The organism is Streptomyces sp. NBC_00299 (genome assembly GCF_036173045.1).
Classification (GTDB): Bacteria; Actinomycetota; Actinomycetes; order Streptomycetales; family Streptomycetaceae; genus Streptomyces; species Streptomyces machairae.
Genome location: NZ_CP108039.1, coordinates 4601652 through 4620000, shown reverse-complemented (window position 1 = coordinate 4620000; position 18349 = coordinate 4601652). Strand labels below are relative to the sequence as shown.

General features: G+C 67.3%; 16 protein-coding genes, 2 tRNA genes and 2 pseudogenes. 8 read left to right on the top strand and 12 right to left on the bottom strand.

What is annotated here, in order from left to right:
- The first annotated feature begins 309 nt into the window (after window positions 1-309).
- The gene (locus OHT51_RS20310) at window positions 310-807 is read left to right on the top strand and encodes a lamin tail domain-containing protein (RefSeq protein WP_328880345.1); all 498 of its coding nucleotides are present in this window, start codon (window positions 310-312) and stop codon (window positions 805-807) included.
- A gap of 338 nt (window positions 808-1145) precedes the next feature.
- A complete protein-coding gene (locus OHT51_RS20305; protein ID WP_328880344.1) occupies window positions 1146-2219 on the top strand; it encodes a DNA polymerase III subunit beta family protein in 1074 nt (357 codons plus the stop codon).
- Window positions 2220-2531: 312 nt separating this feature from the next.
- Here the strand turns inward: OHT51_RS20305 and OHT51_RS20300 are convergent, their stop codons facing one another.
- The gene (locus tag OHT51_RS20300) at window positions 2532-2996 is read right to left on the bottom strand and encodes a hypothetical protein (protein ID WP_328880343.1); all 465 of its coding nucleotides are present in this window, start codon (window positions 2994-2996) and stop codon (window positions 2532-2534) included.
- A gap of 685 nt (window positions 2997-3681) precedes the next feature.
- Here OHT51_RS20300 and OHT51_RS20295 point away from each other — a divergent pair.
- Window positions 3682-3969 carry a hypothetical protein gene (locus OHT51_RS20295; RefSeq protein ID WP_328880342.1) on the top strand — a complete coding sequence of 96 codons (288 nt, stop codon included), beginning with the start codon at window positions 3682-3684 and terminating at the stop codon, window positions 3967-3969.
- A gap of 111 nt (window positions 3970-4080) precedes the next feature.
- Here the strand turns inward: OHT51_RS20295 and OHT51_RS20290 are convergent, their stop codons facing one another.
- The 6 genes and pseudogenes from OHT51_RS20290 to OHT51_RS20265 all read right to left on the bottom strand — a co-directional run bounded on the left by OHT51_RS20290 (window position 4081) and on the right by OHT51_RS20265 (window position 7035).
- Entirely contained in the window at window positions 4081-4212 is a 132-nt protein-coding gene (locus OHT51_RS20290; RefSeq protein WP_328884624.1) for a hypothetical protein, read from the bottom strand.
- A 145-nt stretch (window positions 4213-4357) separates the two neighbouring features.
- Window positions 4358-4555: pseudogene (locus OHT51_RS20285) on the bottom strand (helix-turn-helix domain-containing protein); the annotation flags it as partial.
- Window positions 4556-4690: 135 nt separating this feature from the next.
- Window positions 4691-4787 (bottom strand) — tRNA-Gly (locus tag OHT51_RS20280).
- 102 nt (window positions 4788-4889) lie between these two features.
- Window positions 4890-5573, bottom strand: a complete 684-nt coding sequence (locus tag OHT51_RS20275) for a glycine-rich domain-containing protein (protein WP_328880341.1) — start codon at window positions 5571-5573, stop codon at window positions 4890-4892.
- A complete protein-coding gene (locus OHT51_RS20270) occupies window positions 5554-6618 on the bottom strand; it encodes a hypothetical protein (protein ID WP_328880340.1) in 1065 nt (354 codons plus the stop codon). The genes OHT51_RS20275 and OHT51_RS20270 overlap by 20 nt, the downstream gene beginning before the upstream one ends.
- Window positions 6619-6717: 99 nt before the next feature.
- Complete coding sequence (locus tag OHT51_RS20265) at window positions 6718-7035, bottom strand: hypothetical protein (RefSeq protein WP_328880339.1); 318 nt, start codon at window positions 7033-7035, stop codon at window positions 6718-6720.
- A 531-nt stretch (window positions 7036-7566) separates the two neighbouring features.
- On the opposite strand from OHT51_RS20265, the pseudogene OHT51_RS20260 reads away from it, so the two are divergent.
- A pseudogene (locus OHT51_RS20260) lies at window positions 7567-8049 on the top strand (tyrosine-type recombinase/integrase); the annotation flags it as partial.
- An 87-nt stretch (window positions 8050-8136) separates the two neighbouring features.
- On the opposite strand, the gene OHT51_RS20255 reads toward OHT51_RS20260, so the two are convergent.
- Window positions 8137-8210, bottom strand: a tRNA-Gly gene (locus OHT51_RS20255).
- Between the two features lie 595 nt (window positions 8211-8805).
- Here OHT51_RS20255 and dcd point away from each other — a divergent pair.
- The 4 genes from dcd (at window position 8806) to OHT51_RS20235 (ending at window position 12604) form a co-directional block, all read left to right on the top strand.
- Window positions 8806-9381 (top strand): dCTP deaminase, encoded by a 576-nt coding sequence (gene dcd, locus OHT51_RS20250; RefSeq protein ID WP_328880338.1) that lies wholly within the window; start codon window positions 8806-8808, stop codon window positions 9379-9381.
- A gap of 8 nt (window positions 9382-9389) precedes the next feature.
- Entirely contained in the window at window positions 9390-9905 is a 516-nt protein-coding gene (locus OHT51_RS20245) for a phosphoribosyltransferase (RefSeq protein ID WP_328880337.1), read from the top strand.
- A gap of 1049 nt (window positions 9906-10954) precedes the next feature.
- Window positions 10955-12007, top strand: coding sequence for a hypothetical protein (locus OHT51_RS20240; RefSeq protein ID WP_328880336.1), 1053 nt, complete (start codon window positions 10955-10957; stop codon window positions 12005-12007).
- Between the two features lie 66 nt (window positions 12008-12073).
- The gene (locus tag OHT51_RS20235) at window positions 12074-12604 is read left to right on the top strand and encodes a DUF5707 domain-containing protein (protein ID WP_328880335.1); all 531 of its coding nucleotides are present in this window, start codon (window positions 12074-12076) and stop codon (window positions 12602-12604) included.
- Between the two features lie 182 nt (window positions 12605-12786).
- On the opposite strand, the gene OHT51_RS20230 is transcribed toward OHT51_RS20235, so the two are convergent.
- The 4 genes from OHT51_RS20230 to OHT51_RS20215 all read right to left on the bottom strand — a co-directional run bounded on the left by OHT51_RS20230 (window position 12787) and on the right by OHT51_RS20215 (window position 18328).
- Complete coding sequence (locus OHT51_RS20230) at window positions 12787-13806, bottom strand: Yip1 family protein (protein WP_328880334.1); 1020 nt, start codon at window positions 13804-13806, stop codon at window positions 12787-12789.
- Window positions 13807-13914: 108 nt separating this feature from the next.
- A complete protein-coding gene (locus OHT51_RS20225) occupies window positions 13915-15363 on the bottom strand; it encodes an FG-GAP repeat domain-containing protein (RefSeq protein ID WP_328880333.1) in 1449 nt (482 codons plus the stop codon).
- Window positions 15364-15455: 92 nt separating this feature from the next.
- Window positions 15456-16889 (bottom strand): FG-GAP and VCBS repeat-containing protein, encoded by a 1434-nt coding sequence (locus OHT51_RS20220; protein ID WP_328880332.1) that lies wholly within the window; start codon window positions 16887-16889, stop codon window positions 15456-15458.
- Between the two features lie 20 nt (window positions 16890-16909).
- Window positions 16910-18328 (bottom strand): hypothetical protein, encoded by a 1419-nt coding sequence (locus OHT51_RS20215; protein WP_328880331.1) that lies wholly within the window; start codon window positions 18326-18328, stop codon window positions 16910-16912.
- Between the last annotated feature and the right edge of the window lie 21 nt (window positions 18329-18349).

Here is an 18349-nt window from a genome sequence, read left to right as displayed (position 1 = left end):
TCGCGTGCTGACCCAGCCCTTTGCGAAGTGGCGCACGCGGCGTGGAGAGGTCAAACCCCAACGCCCGCAAGGCGACCCGCCCCTGTCTGTGTGTCAACAACGAGCCGCGCCGACATAACTGGACGTTACATCCGAGAGTAATGGAAATATGAACAACGAGTAACAGGGGTGACGCCTTCTCCTAAACTTCTCCACGGCGTGGACAAAGTGTGGTCGCGGCCAGCCGGCCGCCAACACACCGCACCGCATCGACTCCTCGGCAGCCCGTAGCGGCCGCCCGGGGAGGGTGCCCGCACCACGGGAGACCTCTTGTCCGCTTCCGCTTCAGTCACCGCCCGTCGTCTCGCCGCCACCGCGCTCGCCGCCGGCGCCCTGGTCTCGGTGGTCACGCTGCCGGCATCCGCCTCCGACCACGACCGTCACGAGCGGCCGAAGGTGAAGATCTCGGACGTCCAGTACGACTCCCCGGGCCGCGACGACCGCTCCAACCGTTCCCTGAACCGGGAGTGGGTCGAAATCACCAACACCACCCGTCACACCGTGAACCTCGACGGCTGGACCCTCGAGGACGAGGACGGCCGCACTTACACCTTCGACCACTACCGCCTGGAAGGCCGCGCCACGGTCCGCGTCCACACCGGCATCGGCCGCGACACCGACAGCGACCTGTACCAGGACCGCCGCCAATACGTCTGGGACAACCGTTCCGACACCGCCACCCTCCGCAACGACCGCGGACGCTTCATCGACAGCCAGTCCTGGGGCTACGACCGCCACCACGGCCACCACGGCCACCACCACCACTGACCCCCACACCACACGCGTGAACTGAACCCCCCTACCCACCCACCAGCGCGCCCGGCCTCCTATGGCCGGGCGCGCTGGGATGTCCTGCGACGGTCTGGGCACGGCGTCGTGGTGGACGGCACAACGGTCCCGTTCTGGCGGGACTTGCTCTGACGCTTCGGGGAGCCAGAGCATGCCTGGGACTTCAGCTGGGGAAGCTTGGGTCTTCCACGGGTGGGCGCGGAGCTGACCTGCGACGGAGCGGTTACGGGGCCTGTCCAGCTGTTGCTGGCCATGACGTTGATGAGGTCCCACGTCGATGTTGACCTTCGAGTTGGTTGAAGCTCAATGATGGCGGGGTGCCAAATTCTGAGCTGATGCCGATCGGGGTCTTTGCCCAACGCAGTGGCCTGACCTCCAGCGCGTTGCGGTTCTACGCCGACTCCGGGCTACTGCCCCCTGCCGAAGTGGACCCGGTCACGGGGTACCGCTACTACGACGCCGACCAGGTGGCGCGGGCACGGGTACTACGTCAGCTCCGTGAGATCGCCATGCCTCTCACCGCGGTCGAGGCGGTCCTCGACGCCGGGGCCGACGAGGCGGCACGGCTGCTCGACGAACATATCGTCAAGATCGAATGGGATGCGGCGACGGCACGTCAGAAGGCTGCGGTCATCAAGGCCGCACTTAGCGGCACCGTGCCCGGTCTGCTGATCGCCACGCTGAAGGGCCCCGTACTGGCGGATGCGGTCGAGCAGGTTCTGACTGCGACCGCGCACGAGCCAGGGATGGCGGTGCTCGCCGGCCTCCACATCGAGGCGAGTGATGAGGTGATCGCCCTGACGGCGACCGACCGATACCGGCTCTCCACCCGGACCCTGGTGCCGGCGCGGCCGGCGGAGCAGACGTGGGCCGGCACCGTCGACGGCGACGACCTACGGGCTGCGGTCGCCGAGGTCCGACGCAGTGTGCTGGTCCGTATCGAAGCGGTGCCGCACGGGATCTGGCTGCGCATGCCCGCGCGGGAGGACCGCCACTGCCGGATGCTGCCCGAGGAGTTCCCCGACCACCGGCAGATGTTCGCGTCACTGGGCAAGGTCACCACCCGCGCGACGGTCTCGAAGGACCTGCTGCTGCGGGCCCTGGAAGAACACCCCTGCGAACACGTCGCGCTGCACGCCTCCGACCACGAAGTGAACGTCCAGCACCCGAACGACGATCACCCCGGCATCTCGCTCCCCGCCACCGTGAGGGGCGACGCCCTTCAGATCCGGTTCGAGATGACCACGCTCTATCCCGCCCTGAGCACGGCGATCGGCCCGGACGTGATGCTCGACCTGAGGGGACACGACCGGCCCGTCACAATCCGCTCCGCCGACCGCGGCGATCTCACCACCCTGGCCATGCCCATCAACTTCGACCACGCAGCCTGAGAACGACAACGAGGAATCTCATGACCCCCGTACCCGCCGGCCCAGCCCCGACCATGGAAGCCATCGGCCAAGCCGTCATCGAAGGCACATCGGGTGACACCGTGTCCGCCCGCCGGAACGTCATGGCCTTTTACAACTAGGCGCTCACCCGTGAACTGGCGCGAGTTGTGACCGCCCGGCGGACTCCAGCGATCACCCGAGCGTACTGCTGTCCTCGTACGCGGCGGTGGACGAATCACCTCATTGAGTCAGCTGTTGTTACAGCCGAAACGGCCCGCCGGAAAACCGACAGACCGTCACGAAAACTCGAGGCTAGCCGTGCCACGAGTCCTGAGAGAGGTTGATGTCGTCGTTACCGTTCATGTACAGCGAAGAGGTTGCGGAAATGTCATTCGTGCCGGGGAACGTAGTGCCGAAGCAGCCGCGGGTGTATCCCGGGTTGAGCTTCGACTCCTTGCACGAGTACATGTAGTTGCCTTGATAGTCGCCGCCCGTGTTGAACGTATCGAGAACGCCACGGATGAGGGCAGCTTTGGTGCCACTGTTCTGCACCACAAGCACAGCCTGGGCGCCATTGCTGGCGTTGCGCACGATGCACGTCTTGAACTTGATATTGAGGGACAGGCGATGCGCCTTGTACGGCGAACAGTGCCAGTTCGAGTTGGTGCTCACCTCCTGCCAGTACGGGGGAGCCGCCATCGCGGGGGTGGCGGTTGCAAGGCCGGTGCCAGTAACTGCCGCGCCTGCGGCGAGCAGGCTGATAAGTCTCTTCTTCATCAGGTCTTTCCTCAGTAGAGTTCGTTCGGTCGCCGTGAGAGTAAGCGGGCCCATAGCGCCTGGTTGGCGAGGGTTGTGCCCAGATCACAGCGACAGTGTCTGACTTGAGCCGAACGAGGGCCGGGTTGACGACTGGGGTGTTGCAGTCGCTTCGCGGCCGTTTACTTGCAGGTGTAATCCCAGCCTTTGTCGACGCGGGCAGCGGCCCAGCTGTCGACCGTCAGATCAGATGGCCTTGACCGGTTACCAGTCGGCCGTCGGACTGGCCGCGGGCGGGGACGATCCGAGCAGAAGAAGACTGGCATCTACTGCAGCAGTCATAGAAAAGCGCCGCATGGATTGTCCCCCGTCGTGGTGGTGCGCCGCTTCGCGGGCACGGTGAGGACCATATGCCTGATCGTAGGGGGACTTCAAGGCCTGCACGGCGGCTCTCCGGATCCGCCTCGGCGATGCAGTCAGGGCGGCAGACCACCCGCTCTTGACCGAGCAGCGCAACACCGTCTAAAGCCGGCTGGAGCGTGTGCGGAAGTCAGCGATTTGGCGATTTTCCTTTTGCGCGTCGGGCGTTGAGGGCTGGACCGTTGTGGAAGGAGACGTTTACCAGGCTACGGATGAGGAAGGTCGACCGTTGTTGAAGTGGTGCGGGAACGGTCCCGGTTGCGGGAGGCGCGCAATTTCAAGAGTTGTGGAGTGCGCGACTGTCGACAGCTGGGCCGTACCGACGGAGTGCCTGGCCACCGGTATGGCCGACGCGTGCCGAACGTCCGTGAAAAGGGGAGGGGGAGGGGGCAACCCTGACCCCTCCTCGTACGAGCCGCTGCACGCCGGTCTGCTGCCTGCGGAGACCCGCGCCTACACGGACACCACGGCCGCACGGGGAACCACGCACTTCTACACGCTGGAGGCGCTGCGCGCCGACGGCAGCGTCGCCGGCACGCACGTGTGGAACTGCGTCTTCCAGGACCGCGTCTAGCCGGCACAAGGTCCGCTGAGCGGCTTTGGTGAGTGATCATGGCTCGCGCCTCGGAAGCGCACGCACGACGTTGGGGCCATGATCTTCGAGGCCGACACCAGAGCGGCTGCCTCATGCCATGGAGCCGCCCGCCTCCGGCGCCGGGACATCGACCTCGGCTGCCTCACGGTCCGGGGTGGACTCGCCGAGCCGGGGCGGATGAACGGGCTGCGCATCCAGGGCGATTGGCACCTGGACAGCCATGCCGAGCCAGGCCCTCCAGTGGTGGAAGTGATGTCGTCATGGCGACTGGCGTCGCAGGACGGACCAGGTGCCCTCGACCGGGTTGAGGTCGGGGTGCATAGGGCGGCAGTTGGAAGACAACCGCATCGCCAAGCTGCTGGAGCCATTCCGAGGCCAGGGCTCTTGGCCCGTCCTGCCACCAAACCTTGCGCCAACGTTGTACCGACCGGATGCTGACCCGCAGATCGTGAGCGATGACTGTGTTCTCGTCCCCCTGCCGGAACCGCTCGGCCGCCTCCAACCGCAACTGCTCGCGGACAGTAAGCCGTTCGTCGGTCGGCTCGCCCCCTTGCGCGTACCTCATCCAGTCGGCACACCGCATGGATCACGAGACGCCAGCCCCTACGAGACCACGCTGTGCAGGTCAGTAGGGCACGTAACCCTCGAATTGGAGCTAGACAATAAACAAACCCCAGGCCACTGACCTGGGGTTTCATCATGGAGCGGGTGACGAGAATCGAACTCGCACTCTCAGCTTGGGAAGCTGCGGGCATTCAAGGACGTTCGGGTGCCCACTGCGTTGATGGCTTACCCGCGCCCTCGTCGGTACCGTCGGCTTTCACTGTGATTCCCCGTTGCTCCCCGCTCGATCTGGTGCGCTTGTGGTGCAGCGGATCCCAGGCCGGCGTGCCGGCATATCACGGGGCTGAACGGAGGATCCTGATTCCCATCAGGGCCGAAACAAGAGCCGTCTTCTCATCGTCGCTCAGGTCACCGGGCAGCTCTCTGACGTAGAAGGCGCCGGTATGGGCGATGAATGTCAGGGCATCCTCGGCAAGCCTGTTAACGGAAAACAAAATTTCACCGCTCGGAGCCAGCAGGTCTACCGCGTCCAAGTCTGCCCGGACCTGGACCGACCCAGCACTGTCATTGATTACCCGCCGACGGATTGTGACAGTCTCTGCGTCAAGCCAGATATTCGGCAACGGGGTGACAAAGAGCTCCTTGTAACGATCCGCGAAGAGCCTGAATGATGTTGCGGCTGCAGGCTTCTCCTGACCGTCCGTCGGGGAATTGCTCGGATTGTGAGGCATGTACCTACCAAAATATTTATGGCAAAATTCCATGTACTGCCGAGTGAAGAGGATGAATTGATGCCATGCTTCGTCGACGCGCAGGGAGTACATGGGCCACGCCGCCTCACCGCTCACGCTTGCGAGTACGAGGTATCGTTTGACTTCTTCAAAAAGCGCTTGGCCTTCCTCCGGTGTGTCCACGATATGATCTTTTACTAGCTTCTCGATGACAAATGGAGCCTCGTAAGACAGGGCGTCGAGAACCTGCCGTGAGTCCGATGCGACCTCAATCTGACGTGCATGCATAATCATCACCAATTTTCACGTACAGGCCAGTCTCTTCCAGAGCATCCGCGATGTGCAGACGCTCTTCCGTAGATAGATCTCCTGGCATATCCTCGATTGTGAAACTTCGCTCCTTGGAAACAAAGGCGATCGCCTCGCGCCCGAGGCTGTCGAGAGCTAGTTCCTTCAACGAGCCGGTCGGAGTCTCCGAATAGAGGACTGCCATCCCGGCATCGAGGCGGTAACTCAGCTCAAGGTCCTTGTGCACACGCTCCAGTGCAAACCCATGTCGGGTTGGCTTGCCGGACTCAGGCCTATCGGTCATGAATCCGCCGAGAGCGGTACATTTATCCGAAAGAGACGAGGCTTTCGTGCTGTTCAGGGAGGGAAGCATATTGCCGATTGCGCGAATGCGCCTTACCTGTCGTCGCCTTTCAATGACCTTTCGGTAGACGTGGTCGCTGTTCGTCCGGTCGGGTCTTGCCCTCTCCAAGAGGCCGGGTAGGGGATCGCCGCATACATCGCCTGGGTCCTCGCCGTCCCTCGGGCTGGTCATATGGAAAGACAGCGACCAGCGCGACGAATTATTGATCGGCGCATGGATGCATGGCTCGTAGATGTAGCCGACTTTCCCAGCCGAGGCGGGAAAGCGATTCTTGAGAACCAACTCCCGGCGAGAATACGATTCCTCGCGGTCGTAGGTCAGTACCTCGAGTTCATTACGGCAGACTGCAGTAATTGTCCAAGCTGTGTGCTCGTGTGGCCCTGGCGAGCCTCCCGGAGGCCAGTACCCAAAAGCGAATCTAATCCCGAGCCCCGGCATCGTGAAGAACGGCACCAATCCCGGCCGCAACTCATCTCTCTCGAGCAGCTGCAACTCCAAATGAAGGCAGCTAGCGAGGAAGTCGTCATCTAGGACGGCATCCTGGATACTCGATCGCGCGGCGAGAACGGCTCGGAGTTCCGGGTGGTCCCGCTCGCCGTCCGAGGGGAACTCGAGTGCCTGCAGTGCTGTACACAAATCATCGAATCTCACCGCAGTGGAATCCAGCAGGACGACGTGCACACATCGCAGGGCGGCGAATAGCAGGGTGCGCAATTCGAGGTGCATACATCGCGTTCTGGAACGTGCATGCGGAGTCTCCCCCTCCTGGATTCTCGCATCTCACCCTTCAGGGGACCGCCCGAGGGTTCTGATTCCAACTCGATTGATGAGGATTTCGGCATCCTTCTTGACCCAGAGAATCACGCCTCCGAAAGGGGAAGACGGTGCCTCGGCGTGGTGCAGGATGTCACCCTTCGGGATTTCCACCTTGTCAGACAGGCGGTCGAGCCGCTGGTAGATGACGACAACGGCGTCATCGTCTGACGGGCCAACGAATCCCCGAATAATCCTTACATTGTTCCCCACGCCTTTCTCGAGCAGCGTGGCCACCAATGGATTCACTGGAATCTTGGAATATGAGTAGCCTGTTCTGGACATGCTGATCTCCCGGGAAGTCGAAGGTGGGTAAGCTGCGATTATGTAATGGATGCTCTGGGATTCGGAGCTGCCGCACAAGACGAGATCGGCCACATGGCCCTAAGACGGTGTCCTATGCGGTGAGGCGGAGCAGTCACCTGTAGCAGCACAGGGCTGCTGCGAGGCCAGGGCGATGCGCACGCCGATGCGCTTGCCTCGTAACCATTTGCGCAGGTGGGATATGTCGAGGACCTCAGGATGCTCAACCGCCGGGCAGGTTGGGCTGTTCAACACTCGGTGATGGAGGGGGCATCGCGGCCAACCCGGCGAACCTTCACGGTCACAGCACTAGCTCGGACGTGATCGGAGTCGAGGACAACGCGCGAGACGTCGATGAGGCCGGCGGGCATCCGGAGCGAGCCACGAGGTAGACAGCGTGATCGGCCCGTCCTGGTTGTTGGTCACGCGCCGCCGGTGCACAACTGGAGCCGGGCTCCGCCGTCCTGATCGTCCACCACGTCGTCTTCGACCTCCAGGACCGGCCGTTGGCACCTCCTGCGCCTCTACATCCTCCCGGCCTTCGGTACGTCGACCTGGACGAGATCACCGCTCCCCGTGTCCGCGAGTGGCGGGCCGAACGACTCCGCACCACCGGAGCCAAGACGACCGTCGCCAAGGCGTACCGCCTCCTCAAGGGCATCCTGGAGACGGCTGTCGACGACGACCTGATCAGCCGCAACCCGTGCCGGATCAAGGGCGCGGGCAAGGAATCCGCTGCCGAAAGGCGCATCGCCCCCGTCGCCCAGGTCGACGCCCTCGCCGACGCGATCGGGATCCGCTGGCGCCTCACTCTTTCTGCACAAGGAGGTGAAGCGGCACCTCGCTTGGTACGCCGAGAAGGGGCCCGAGGGCCTCGTCTTCGTCGGGGAGAAGGGCGCACCCCTTCCGGCGTCCTCCTTCGGTCGGAAGTGGCGCCGCGCCCGCACGGTCGCTGGCCTCCCGGACAGCTTCTGCTTCTACGACCTCCGTCACACCTGGGCACACCGTGCGGTTGTGGTGCGCGACCGGCTCACCGGTCTAGACAACAAAGAACCCCCGGGCCAATGACCTGGGGGTTTCACATGGAGCGGGTGACGAGAATCGAACTCGCGCTCTCAGCTTGGGAAGCTGATGTTCTACCATTAAACTACACCCGCGTAAGACGCCCGCCGGGAAGATCCGAGAGGATCCGGAGGCGGTGTCCGATCGCCTGGTCACTGTACCTCATCACCGGCCCCCGGCGCTGACGCCGTGGGGCCTGAGTGGGTTTCAGGGGCTGGGATCCGGGTGCAGGGGGCCGGAGTTGGGGCGTACGGTGGAGGGGTGGGAGAGGGTCCGGGCGGGGTCGGAGTGCCGCCTGGAGAGCCGTCCCTTTGATCCCGTAATGTGGCCTCTCGTCGTCAGGCAGGCAGCAGCCAGACGCGGCTCTTGGGGAAGGGACTCTTGGACTTGATGGAGCGCACCGTCGTCCGTTGTGCCGATGGGCACGTGTTCAGCACCGCTTCGTTCCCGATGCAGCAGGCCGATCGCCTCGGCCCCGGCCGGCTCCTCCGGTGCCCCCGGTGTGCCCGGCTTCGGAGCGTCGTGCCGGTGACGCTGGAGAAGCGGTAGCGGAGCAGTAAGCAGCGGTAGGCGAGCAGTAAGAAGTAGAAGTAGCCGTAACAGGAGTAACAGCAGTCACCGGCAGGTGTAGCGCTGGGCGCGCGGCGGCGCGATTGTGGCCGTTCCGCGCGCCTTGCGTATCCTCGGGGCGTGCTTCTCTCAGACAAGGACATCCGGGCCGAGATCGACGCCGGGCGGGTACGGATCGATCCCTACGACCAGACCATGGTGCAGCCGTCCAGCATCGACGTACGGCTGGACCGGTACTTCCGGGTGTTCGAGAACCACCGGTACCCGCACATCGACCCCTCCATCGAGCAGGCGGATCTCACGCGGCTCGTCGAGCCGGAGGGGGACGAGCCGTTCATCCTGCATCCCGGGGAGTTCGTGCTCGCCTCGACGTACGAGGTCATCTCGCTGCCCGACGATCTTGCGTCGCGGCTCGAGGGGAAGAGCTCGCTCGGGCGGCTCGGGCTCGTCACCCACTCCACCGCCGGGTTCATCGACCCCGGGTTCAGCGGGCACGTCACCCTTGAGCTGTCCAACCTCGCCACGCTCCCCATCAAGCTCTGGCCGGGCATGAAGATCGGGCAGCTGTGCATGTTCCGGCTCAGCTCGCCCGCCGAGTTCCCGTACGGGAGCGAGCGGTACGGGTCCCGGTACCAGGGACAGCGCGGTCCGACCGCCTCCCGGTCCTTCCAGAACTTCCATCGGACTCAGGTGTGAGCGGCGGGATGAGCGAAGAGCAGGTACGCGAGAACCTCACCTACGAGCGGTTCGGCATCGCCGTCCGCGAGCTCGCGCAGACCATCGCCGATGACGGGTACGAGCCGGATATCGTGCTGAGCATCGCCCGCGGCGGGGTCTTCGTCGCCGGCGGGCTCGCGTACGCCCTCGACTGCAAGAACCTTCACCTGGTGAATGTGGAGTTCTACACGGGGGTGGGGACCACGCTCGAGATGCCCGTCATGCTGGCGCCCGTCCCCAACGCGATCGACTTCACCGACAAGAAGGTCCTGATCGCCGACGACGTCGCCGACACCGGCAAGACGCTGAAGCTCGTGCACGACTTCTGCGTCGAACATGTCGCCGAGGTGCGGTCCGCGGTCATCTACGAGAAGTCCCACTCCCTCGTGAAGTGCGAGTACGTGTGGAAGCGCACCGATGAGTGGATCAACTTCCCGTGGAGTGTGCTGCCTCCAGTACATAAGTCCGGGGAAGCGGCCAAGTCGAATAAGGAAGCAGTCTGACCTGCGAGTACTCCGTAGATCAAAGAGAGCCCCTCGATAGGCCGTCGAGGGGCTCTCATGTTGTTCGGGGACGCTGACGACCTTCTGATCCGTGGCTCCGCCGAAGCCGCGTCTCGGCAGGGATACCGTGCGCGGCCTCCGCACCCCCGCTGGAACGGGCAGGCAGCTGCGGCTGCTGTCAGCTACTGCTGTCAGCTACTGCTGTCCGCTGCACGGCGTCGGAACAAGAGTCGGCCGCCACGCGCGAACAGGATGAACAGGGTTCGGAAAAGCATGAAGACCGTGGTGAGGGCCAGCACACGAGCAACCACGTCGGCGATGGCGATTCCCGGGTCGGGTACGTCGAGGAGACGCCCTAGCTCTGCGATCGCTGCGACCGACCCGAACATGAACGGCAGCCACTCCCAGTGAGTCCGTGAGCGCCACCTCACGGCAGCCCGCCGCTTGCGGCGCCACCCACGAGTTCCCAGGCTGAGGATGATGCTCAGGACCATCAGGCAAACAGGTGCCCAAAGATCCCCCCACTGAACGGTGAGCTGCACCGCCCCTCCCCCCTTTGCGGCTCTTAGGACTGGCCAGATGGGCGGGGAGCCTATCCCAGGGCGGTGGTGAGGCCGTCTGGGGGCGGTTACCGGACGGGTGCGGTGCGCTGACAGGTGGTCTGGTCCAGCCCGTCAGAACCGCACTGTGACGTTTGTGCATGCAGGTGCGCTGGGGATTGCGGGCAATCTGTGTGACGGCTGTGCCCAACTCATGGCAATTTGATCTGGGGGATGAGAGTGGCACTGCGTGTAGCTCGTCATCGGCGTTCACTGAAGCGTCGTGGCCTTGCGGGGTTTCTGTCGCTGCGGCGGCCGGGATCGCGGTCACCGCGACGGTGACCATGGGCGCCGAAGCCGCATGGACATCGACGTGGAATGTGTCGGCCTCGGGCTGGACGGCCGACGACTCTCCCAAAGTCTCGGTCGATCGCCAGGGCGACGCCCTGCTGACCTGGACGGCTGGCGACCCGTCGACGACATACTCCTACCGCCGGGGTCCAGACCAGGGTGAAATTTGCGAACGGCACGACGGGAGCGATCCGCACCCTGTCGCCGGACGGCGCCTCGGTGGCCTGGCCGGAGGCCGACTCCGACGACACCGGCGACTCGGCGGTGGTCTGGGAACAGGACAGCCAGGTCGTGGGTCGACGGGTCGCGGCCAGCGGCAGCCTCGTAGGCTCCGTGCAGCGGCTGTCCACGTCGCGGCCGGCCACCGGTCCGGTGGTCGCCGTGACGCCGGGCGGCACCGCTATGGCGGCGTGGATGGAGAGACGCGACGGCAGCTGGTACGCGGTCGCCCGTCGCCTCTACCTCGACGGAACGCTCGGCGCGCCCATCACTCTCGGCTCGGGCTCCGCCGAGAAGCCGGCCGTCGGCGTCGACCGCAGCGGCCGTTTCGTCGTCGCCTGGGTCCGCGGCTCGGAGGTCGTGGCCCGGCAGATCTCGGCCTCCGTTTCAGCGACGAAGGTACTCACCACGCCGATCGCTTCGTACGGCATGTTCGGGATGGTACGTGTCGGCGTCGACCGGGACGGCGACGCCGTCATCAGCTACCGCTCCGGCGGCGGTGACCGCGCGCAGGTCTGGGCCTCGCGCTGGAGCCGTACCGGCACGCTCGCGGCCCCTCTGCGTATCTCGGCCTCCACCGACACCGTGGGCTTCCACCACGCGGTCGCGACCGACCTCGACGGCGACTCAATGATCGTGTGGACGCGCTACAACGGCAACAAGCTCGAATTGCTCGGCCGCCGTCTGTCTGCAGCCGGCACCCGCGGCACCGTCACCAACCTCGGCCTCGGCGACCGGCCCGACCTCGTCCTGGACGATGACGGCGACGGCATGCTGGTCTTCCACACGGTCGTCCCCACATCGGCGATCCCCTACAGCTACACGAAGACCAGCGCCCGCCTGATCAGCCGCTCCGGCGCCTTCGGCACTACCAAGACGCTCACGTCGGACAGCCGGGTACCCCAGGTCGACGCCCGCCCGAGCTCCCGGTTCACGGTGATCTGGCAACAGGCCACCCACCCGGGCACGATCAAGTCCGTCACCGGTCCCTGACCGGTTTCAACTGCACCGCCGGGCCCCGTTCGGCGGTGCCTACTCAACGCTCCGTGAAAGAGATACATGCGCAAGCGCGTTGCCTTTGCTGTGCTCACGGCCGTCGCCGGGCTGGCCGGCTTCGCCGTCCCTGGTGCCTATGCGGACGAGACCGTGGGCGACATCCAGATCACCGGCGTCGTCGTCAACGGTGGTAAGAACATCGTGGTCGACACAGCCGACAAAACGATCACGGTCTCGGCGACCGCCACCGACCCGTCGGGCATCTGGGATGCGGATTTCTACTTGTGGCGGGGGCCGGACGGCACTGACCCGCACGACAACCCCGACGGCTACATCCTGCCCAACGAGGACACCACCCCCGCGGATTGCGTTGCCTCCAGCAGCACGACATCCACCTGCACGAAGACCTTCACCTTCGAACCGGACTGGTGGCTCACGAGCGCCGACGCCGGTACATGGAAGGTCGGTGTCCAGGTGTGGGCGAACGACGACAGCCGGGCCGAGCGGTGGGCCTACACCACCACCCGCCTCCAGCGGCACTCCAAGCTGACCGCCAACGCGAGTCCTGAGCCGATCGCCAAGGCAAGACACTGACGATCACCGGCAACCTGACGACCACCGTCCCCGCGTACGAAGACGGCTACTGGCGCTGGAACTTCGCGGGCACCTGCGTTGATCTTGAAGGGCCAGACGATGAGAAGGGCCCCCGGCGTTCGACATGCCGGGGGCCCTTTCTCGTACGAGCGCTCGTTACGTGCTCGGCCGAGCCGCGCGTCCTAGAACGTGCCCAGCTTCACGATCGACAGCAGCGCGACCAGCTGGATCGCGCTCGCGCCCAGGGCCTTCGGCCAGGGGAGGTCGTGGGACTTGGAGACCATCAGGGTGAGGAGGGCGCCGGCTGCGATCCAGGTGGCCCAGCCGAGGGCCTGGACGAAGGTTGCGTCGCCGCCCGCGAACATGGCGAAGACCAGGCGGGGGGCGTCCGTGAGGGACGTGATCAGCATGGAGAGGCCGACCGTGGGCTGCCAGGCGCCGTCGCCGCCGAGCTGGCGGGCCAGGGTGTGGGTGACCACGCCCAGGACGAAGGCCGACAGGACCATCGCGACGGCGGTCGTCAGGACGATGGGGACCGCGTTCGAGAGGGTCGCGTTGATCGCGTCCGCCCGCGCGCCGTCGAAGCCGAAGACGGCCAGCAGGCCGTAGAGGAAGCTCACGATGAGGGCGGTGCCCCACATCGAGTAGTCCCGCATCTGCAGGAACGTCTGCGAGGGGGACAGGACGATGCCGCGCAGCAGCTGCTTCCAGTGCAGGCGGGGGCCGGCCGGGGCGGCCGGGGCCGCGCCCGCGCGGTAGGTGCCGCCCTGGTTGTAGGGGTCCTCGTCGACCGAGAACGCCTGGGTGTGGCCCGGGTTGTTCGCCGCGTACGGGTCGGGGGCGCCGCCGCCCGGGCCGTGCGGGTAGCCGCCGTCGCCGAAGTACTCCGGCTCGCCCTGGCCGCCCTGGCCACCGGCGCCGTAACCGCCGTAGCCGCCACCGCCGTTCGCCTGCGGCCAGCCGCCTGCGCCGCCGCCCGGGCCGCCGTACGGCTGCTGCGGCGGCGGGGGATAGCCGTACGACTGTCCCTGGGGCGCCTGCTGCCCGTACGGAGGTTGTTGGGGGCGCGTTTGCGGGCTGCCGTTGTTCCGGCTTCCGCGTCCGATCCTGAATCCAGCCACGTCTTCGAACGTACCTGGTCCCGGAGATTCGCGTGCCGGGCCCTGCGGTTCGGGCCCGGCTTTGCTGCCGAGCTGTGACATCCCCTAGGGGGTGCCGAGCGGCGGCTCAGGGACCTGCCGTACGTGAGATCCCTGCGTTCCTGCCCTCCTACGTGCCTGCCGTTCCTGCCCTCCCGCGTCCCTGCGTCCCTAGCGCAGCATCACCTGCCCCAGCCTCAGGTAGCCGGACGGCAGGCCCAGTGAACCCGGGCCGAAGCTGATCGCCTTGCTGGTGGTCACGCCCGAGGCCGTGCCGCGCAGGTTGTAGAGGGAGCCCGCGGGGTGGTTCTCGCCGTCGGCGCCGACGGACAGGTCGGCCTTGCCGTCGCCGGTGAGGTCGCAGAGGCGTACGGACGCGCCGAAGCGGTCGGCGGACTCGGCGGTGCCGGGGACGCCGGCGGTGTTCTGGGTGAAGGACTGGGCGCCGGTCGCGCTCAGGCCGGCGGCCGAGCCGCGCAGCACCGTCACGCTGCCGGCGATCTTGGCGGTGCCGATGGTCTCGTGGATCGTGCCGACGGCCACCTCCGCCCTGCCGTCGCCGGTGACGTCGGCCACAGAGAGCGCGTTGCCGAACCAGTCGCCTTCCTCGTCCGAGCCGGGGACGCCGGGGGTGTCCTGGGTGATCGTGGCCTGGGGCTGGGTGCGGACGCCGGTCGCGCTGCCGAGGTAGGCGCTGACGGAGCCGCCGAGGCTCGTGCGGCCCTCGTCTCCGTACGCCGCCGTGACCACGTCCGCGTAGCCGTCGCCGTTGAGGTCGCCGACGGCCGCCAGCTCGTGGGCGCCGTTGCGCAGGAACGTCTGGCGGGTGAGGCCGGAGGCGGAGCCCAGGTAGGCGAAGGCGCCGTCGTCGTACGTCTCCGCCTGGCTGCCGCTGACGACCAGGTCCGCGGTGCCGTCGCCGTTCAGGTCGCCGGAGGCCAGGCTCTGGGCGCCGTAGATGCTGCTGCCGGTGCTGTACAGCTCGGTGGCGAGCTCGTAGCGGGACGCGGCGCCCGTGGCCTTGGTGAAGCCGCCCTTGTGGATCCAGATGTCGCTGCCGGTGCTGCCGACGGCGAGGTCGGCTCTGCCGTCACCGCTGAAGTCGCCGACGGCCAGGGACATGCCGTACTCGTTGTGGTCCGCGGGGGCGGGGTCGGGGACGACCTGGCCGCCGGAGAGGCCGCTCTTGGCGCCCCAGACGATCACGACGGCGCCGGAGTCGGCGTTCTCGCCCGTGCCGGCGATCACGAGGTCGGCGTATCCGTCCCGGTTCAGGTCGCCGGAGGCGAGGGCCTGGCCGAACTCGTCGCCCTGCTCGGCGGTGCCGGGGATGCCGGCCGTGTTCTGGGTGATGATCGTGCGCCGGGACGCGCTGATGCCGTTCGCGGAGCCGTAGTTGACGACGACGGCGCCCGCGCCGGTCTTGCCGCCGACCGGGGTGTACGGCGCGGCGGTGGCGAGGTCGCGGTAGCCGTCGCCGTTGAAGTCGTCGGCGTACTTGGCGGGGGCTGCCGCGGCCGGGGCGGCGGTGAGCAGCGGGGCGGCCGTCAGCGCGGCGGCGACGGTGGCCGTGGCGAGGGCCAGGGCATGGAGTCGGCTGCTGCGGTGGTGCCGGAGCATGTGGGGCCTCCTGCGATGGGGTGGGTGGTGGAGGGGGGAGGGGCGGTCCCGCACGGGGACGCTGACGTGCGGAACCGCCCGTCTGTGGGGCGTCAGCCCGCCAGTACGTCCCCGAAGTACGCGTCGCCCGTCGGGCCGCCGACCGTCGCGGCGCCGAAGGACGTGGAGCCGGTGGCGGTGATGCCGGACGTGCCGGACTTGAAGAACCAGACGGAGCCGTCGCCGGTGTTCTCGTGCGCCGCGCTCGCGACGAGCTCCGCGCGGCCGTTGCCGTCGACGTCGGTGAGGTGGACCGCGCCGCCGAAGTTGTCCAGCCGCTCGGCCGTGCCGGGGACGCTCGCGGAGTCCTGGCTGAAGACCTTGGCGCCGCTGCCCGTCAGCCCGGATGCCGAACCGCGCAGGACCGCGACCGAGCCCGCCTTGTACACCGAGCCGACGGCCTCGTTCTCGATGCCGACCGCGATGTCCGGGTATCCGTCGCCGTTCGTGTCGCCCGCCGAGAGGCTCCAGCCGAAGCCGTCGCCCTTCTCGGCGGAGCCGGGCACGCCCGCGGTGTCCTGGGTGATACGGACCGGGGTGCGGGAGCTGATGCCGGTGGACGCGCCGTACGTGACGGTGACCGCGCCGCCGGGGCCGCCGTTCGGCTCGGTGGCCGACTTCTCCATGAAGTTGCCGGTGACGATGTCGCCGTAGCCGTCCTTGTTCACGTCGGCGATCACCGCGTCGTAGCCGCCCGCCACCTTGCTGCCGGCGGCCGGGGCGGAGGCGGTGCCCTTGTAGAGGACGCTGCGGGTGCGGTAGCCGCCGGTGAACTCCTCCTGGCCCATGACCAGCAGGTCCGTCCTGCCGTCGCCCGTGACGTCGCCCGCGACGAGCTTGTCGGCGTTGATGCCGGTCTGCTCGAACGTGTCGATGCCGACGAGTTCCGCCGCCTTGCCGGTACGGGTGAACGGGCCCTTGAAGACGTTCAGTTCGGGAAAGGCGATGTTCGCGGCCGCCAGGTCGGTGTCGCCGTCGCCGTCGAAGTCGCCGGTGGCGACGGACCAGCCCAGCTCGTTGCGGTTCTCGGGAAGCGGCGAGGCGATGTCGGTGCCGGACTTGATCCCGCTCGCGCCGCCCCACAGCACCGTGAGCACGCCGGAGTCGTCGGTCGAGCCGATGCGCTCGCCGTGCACGCCGACGACGATGTCCGTGTAGCCGTCGCCGTCCAGGTCGCCGGTGGTGAGGCGGTCACCGAAGTAGTCGCCCGACTCCGGAACGCCCGGGACGCCCGCGGTGTCCTGGCTGATGATCTGCCGCCGGCCGGTGTTCAGACCGCTCGCGGTGCCGTAGACCACGGCGACATAGCCCGCTCCGGTCTTCCCGGCGACCTTGGCGATGGGGGCGGCGATGGCGACGTCGCGGTAGCCGTCGCCGTTGAAGTCGCCGGACAGGCCCGACGGGGCGGCCGACGCGCTGGTCGCCGGCAGGGCGGTCAGCAGACCCGTCGTGAGCGTCGCCGCGAGCAGAAGAGTGCGCTTGTGCATGGTGAAGTCCTTTTCAGGGCTCAGGAGTTGAGGGCCGTGCCATAGCCGGGGCTGCCTGCCGTGGACACATCCGTCGTGCCCGGGCCGAAGCTGGTCGCGCCGCCGGTCGTCACGCCGGCCGTCCCGCCGCGCAGGGACCAGACGGCTCCGTCACCGTTCTCACCGGTCGCGGCGACGGTGAGCTCGGCGCGGCGGTCGCCGGAGTGGTCGGCGAGCAGCACGCGGGCGCCGAAGCGGTCGTTCGACTCGGACGTGCCGGGTACGCCCGCGGTGTTCTGCGTGAGGGACTGCGCGCCGGTCGTCCGGAGCCCGGAGGCGGAGCCGTACAGGACGGTCACCGCGCCCGCACCGGAGTTCTCGCCGGACGCGCCGACGGCCAGGTCGGCGTAGCCGTCGCCGTTGACGTCGCCGAGGGAGACGTCGCTGCCGAAGCGGTCGCCGGACTCCGAGGCGCCGGGGACGCCGGCGGTGTCCTGAGTGAGGACGAGCGGGGCGCGGGAGGTGTCCGTGCCGCCGGGGCCGCCGTGGACCACCGTGACCTTGCCGCCCTTGGCGCCGGCGGGGTCGGCGGAGGTCTCGCGCTCGTTGCCGATGACGATGTCCGCGTACCCGTCCTTGTCGATGTCGCCGATCGCGGAGACGTAGCCGGACGGCAGCTCCTGCATCCAGTCGGTGTAGTTGCCGATGGACGGGTCGGTCACCAGGTGGGTGATCGCGTCGTCGGTACCGGTCCTGCGGCCGTGGACGACCAGGTTGGTGTGCCAGGAGGCGGTGACCGGGCCGACGGCCAGGGACGTGATGCCGTACGAGGACGCGTACGAGTGGGGGAAGCCGGAGCCGGAACCGCCCTGGAAGGAACTGGTCCGGGTGAAGGGGCCGTTGACGAAGGCGAGGGTGAACAGGCCGTTGGCGCCGACCAGGATGTCCAGGTCGCCGTCGGTGTCGACGTCGCCCACCGCCACCGTCTGCCCGTAGCGGTCCACGTCCCTGTCGTTGGAGTTGGGCACCGTACGCGCCCCCGACAGGCCCGACTCGGCGCCCCAGACGACGACGGCCGTGCCGTCGTTGGTGTCGCCGTACACGTCCTCGCCGGGCGTGCCGATCAGCAGGTCCGCGTACCCGTCGGTGTTGAGGTCGGCGGAGGCGACGGCGGATCCGAAGGCGTCGTCGGTCTCCGCGGCGCCGGGCACGCCGGCGGTGTTCTGGGTGATCAGGGTGCGCGTGGAGGTCTTCAGCCCGGTGGAGCTGCCGTAGACCACCGAGACCGCGCCCGCCCTGGCCTTGCCGCCCACCGTGGCGCCCGGTGCGCCGATCGCGAGGTCGGCGCGGCCGTCGCCGTTGAAGTCGTACGGCTTGGCGGCCGGGGCGGCGTGGGCGGCCGGGGCGGAGAGGGTGAGCGCGAGCGGGGTCAGGGCCGCCGCGACGAGGGCGGCGGCCATGCGGCTGCGCAGGGGACGGCC

Excerpts from the sequence above, each read along its gene's own strand:
- OHT51_RS20300 (WP_328880343.1), bottom strand. The coding sequence starts at position 2,996 with ATGAAGAAGAGACTTATCAGCCTGCTCGCCGCAGGCGCGGCAGTTACT.
- OHT51_RS20290 (WP_328884624.1), bottom strand. The coding sequence starts at position 4,212 with ATGGCTGTCCAGGTGCCAATCGCCCTGGATGCGCAGCCCGTTCATCCG.
- OHT51_RS20275 (WP_328880341.1), bottom strand. The coding sequence starts at position 5,573 with ATGCATGCACGTCAGATTGAGGTCGCATCGGACTCACGGCAGGTTCTC.
- OHT51_RS20265 (WP_328880339.1), bottom strand. The coding sequence starts at position 7,035 with ATGTCCAGAACAGGCTACTCATATTCCAAGATTCCAGTGAATCCATTG.
- OHT51_RS20245 (WP_328880337.1), top strand. The coding sequence starts at position 9,390 with ATGAGCGAAGAGCAGGTACGCGAGAACCTCACCTACGAGCGGTTCGGC.
- OHT51_RS20235 (WP_328880335.1), top strand. The coding sequence starts at position 12,074 with ATGCGCAAGCGCGTTGCCTTTGCTGTGCTCACGGCCGTCGCCGGGCTG.
- OHT51_RS20230 (WP_328880334.1), bottom strand. The coding sequence starts at position 13,806 with ATGTCACAGCTCGGCAGCAAAGCCGGGCCCGAACCGCAGGGCCCGGCA.
- OHT51_RS20225 (WP_328880333.1), bottom strand. The coding sequence starts at position 15,363 with ATGCTCCGGCACCACCGCAGCAGCCGACTCCATGCCCTGGCCCTCGCC.
- OHT51_RS20220 (WP_328880332.1), bottom strand. The coding sequence starts at position 16,889 with ATGCACAAGCGCACTCTTCTGCTCGCGGCGACGCTCACGACGGGTCTG.
- OHT51_RS20215 (WP_328880331.1), bottom strand. The coding sequence starts at position 18,328 with ATGGCCGCCGCCCTCGTCGCGGCGGCCCTGACCCCGCTCGCGCTCACC.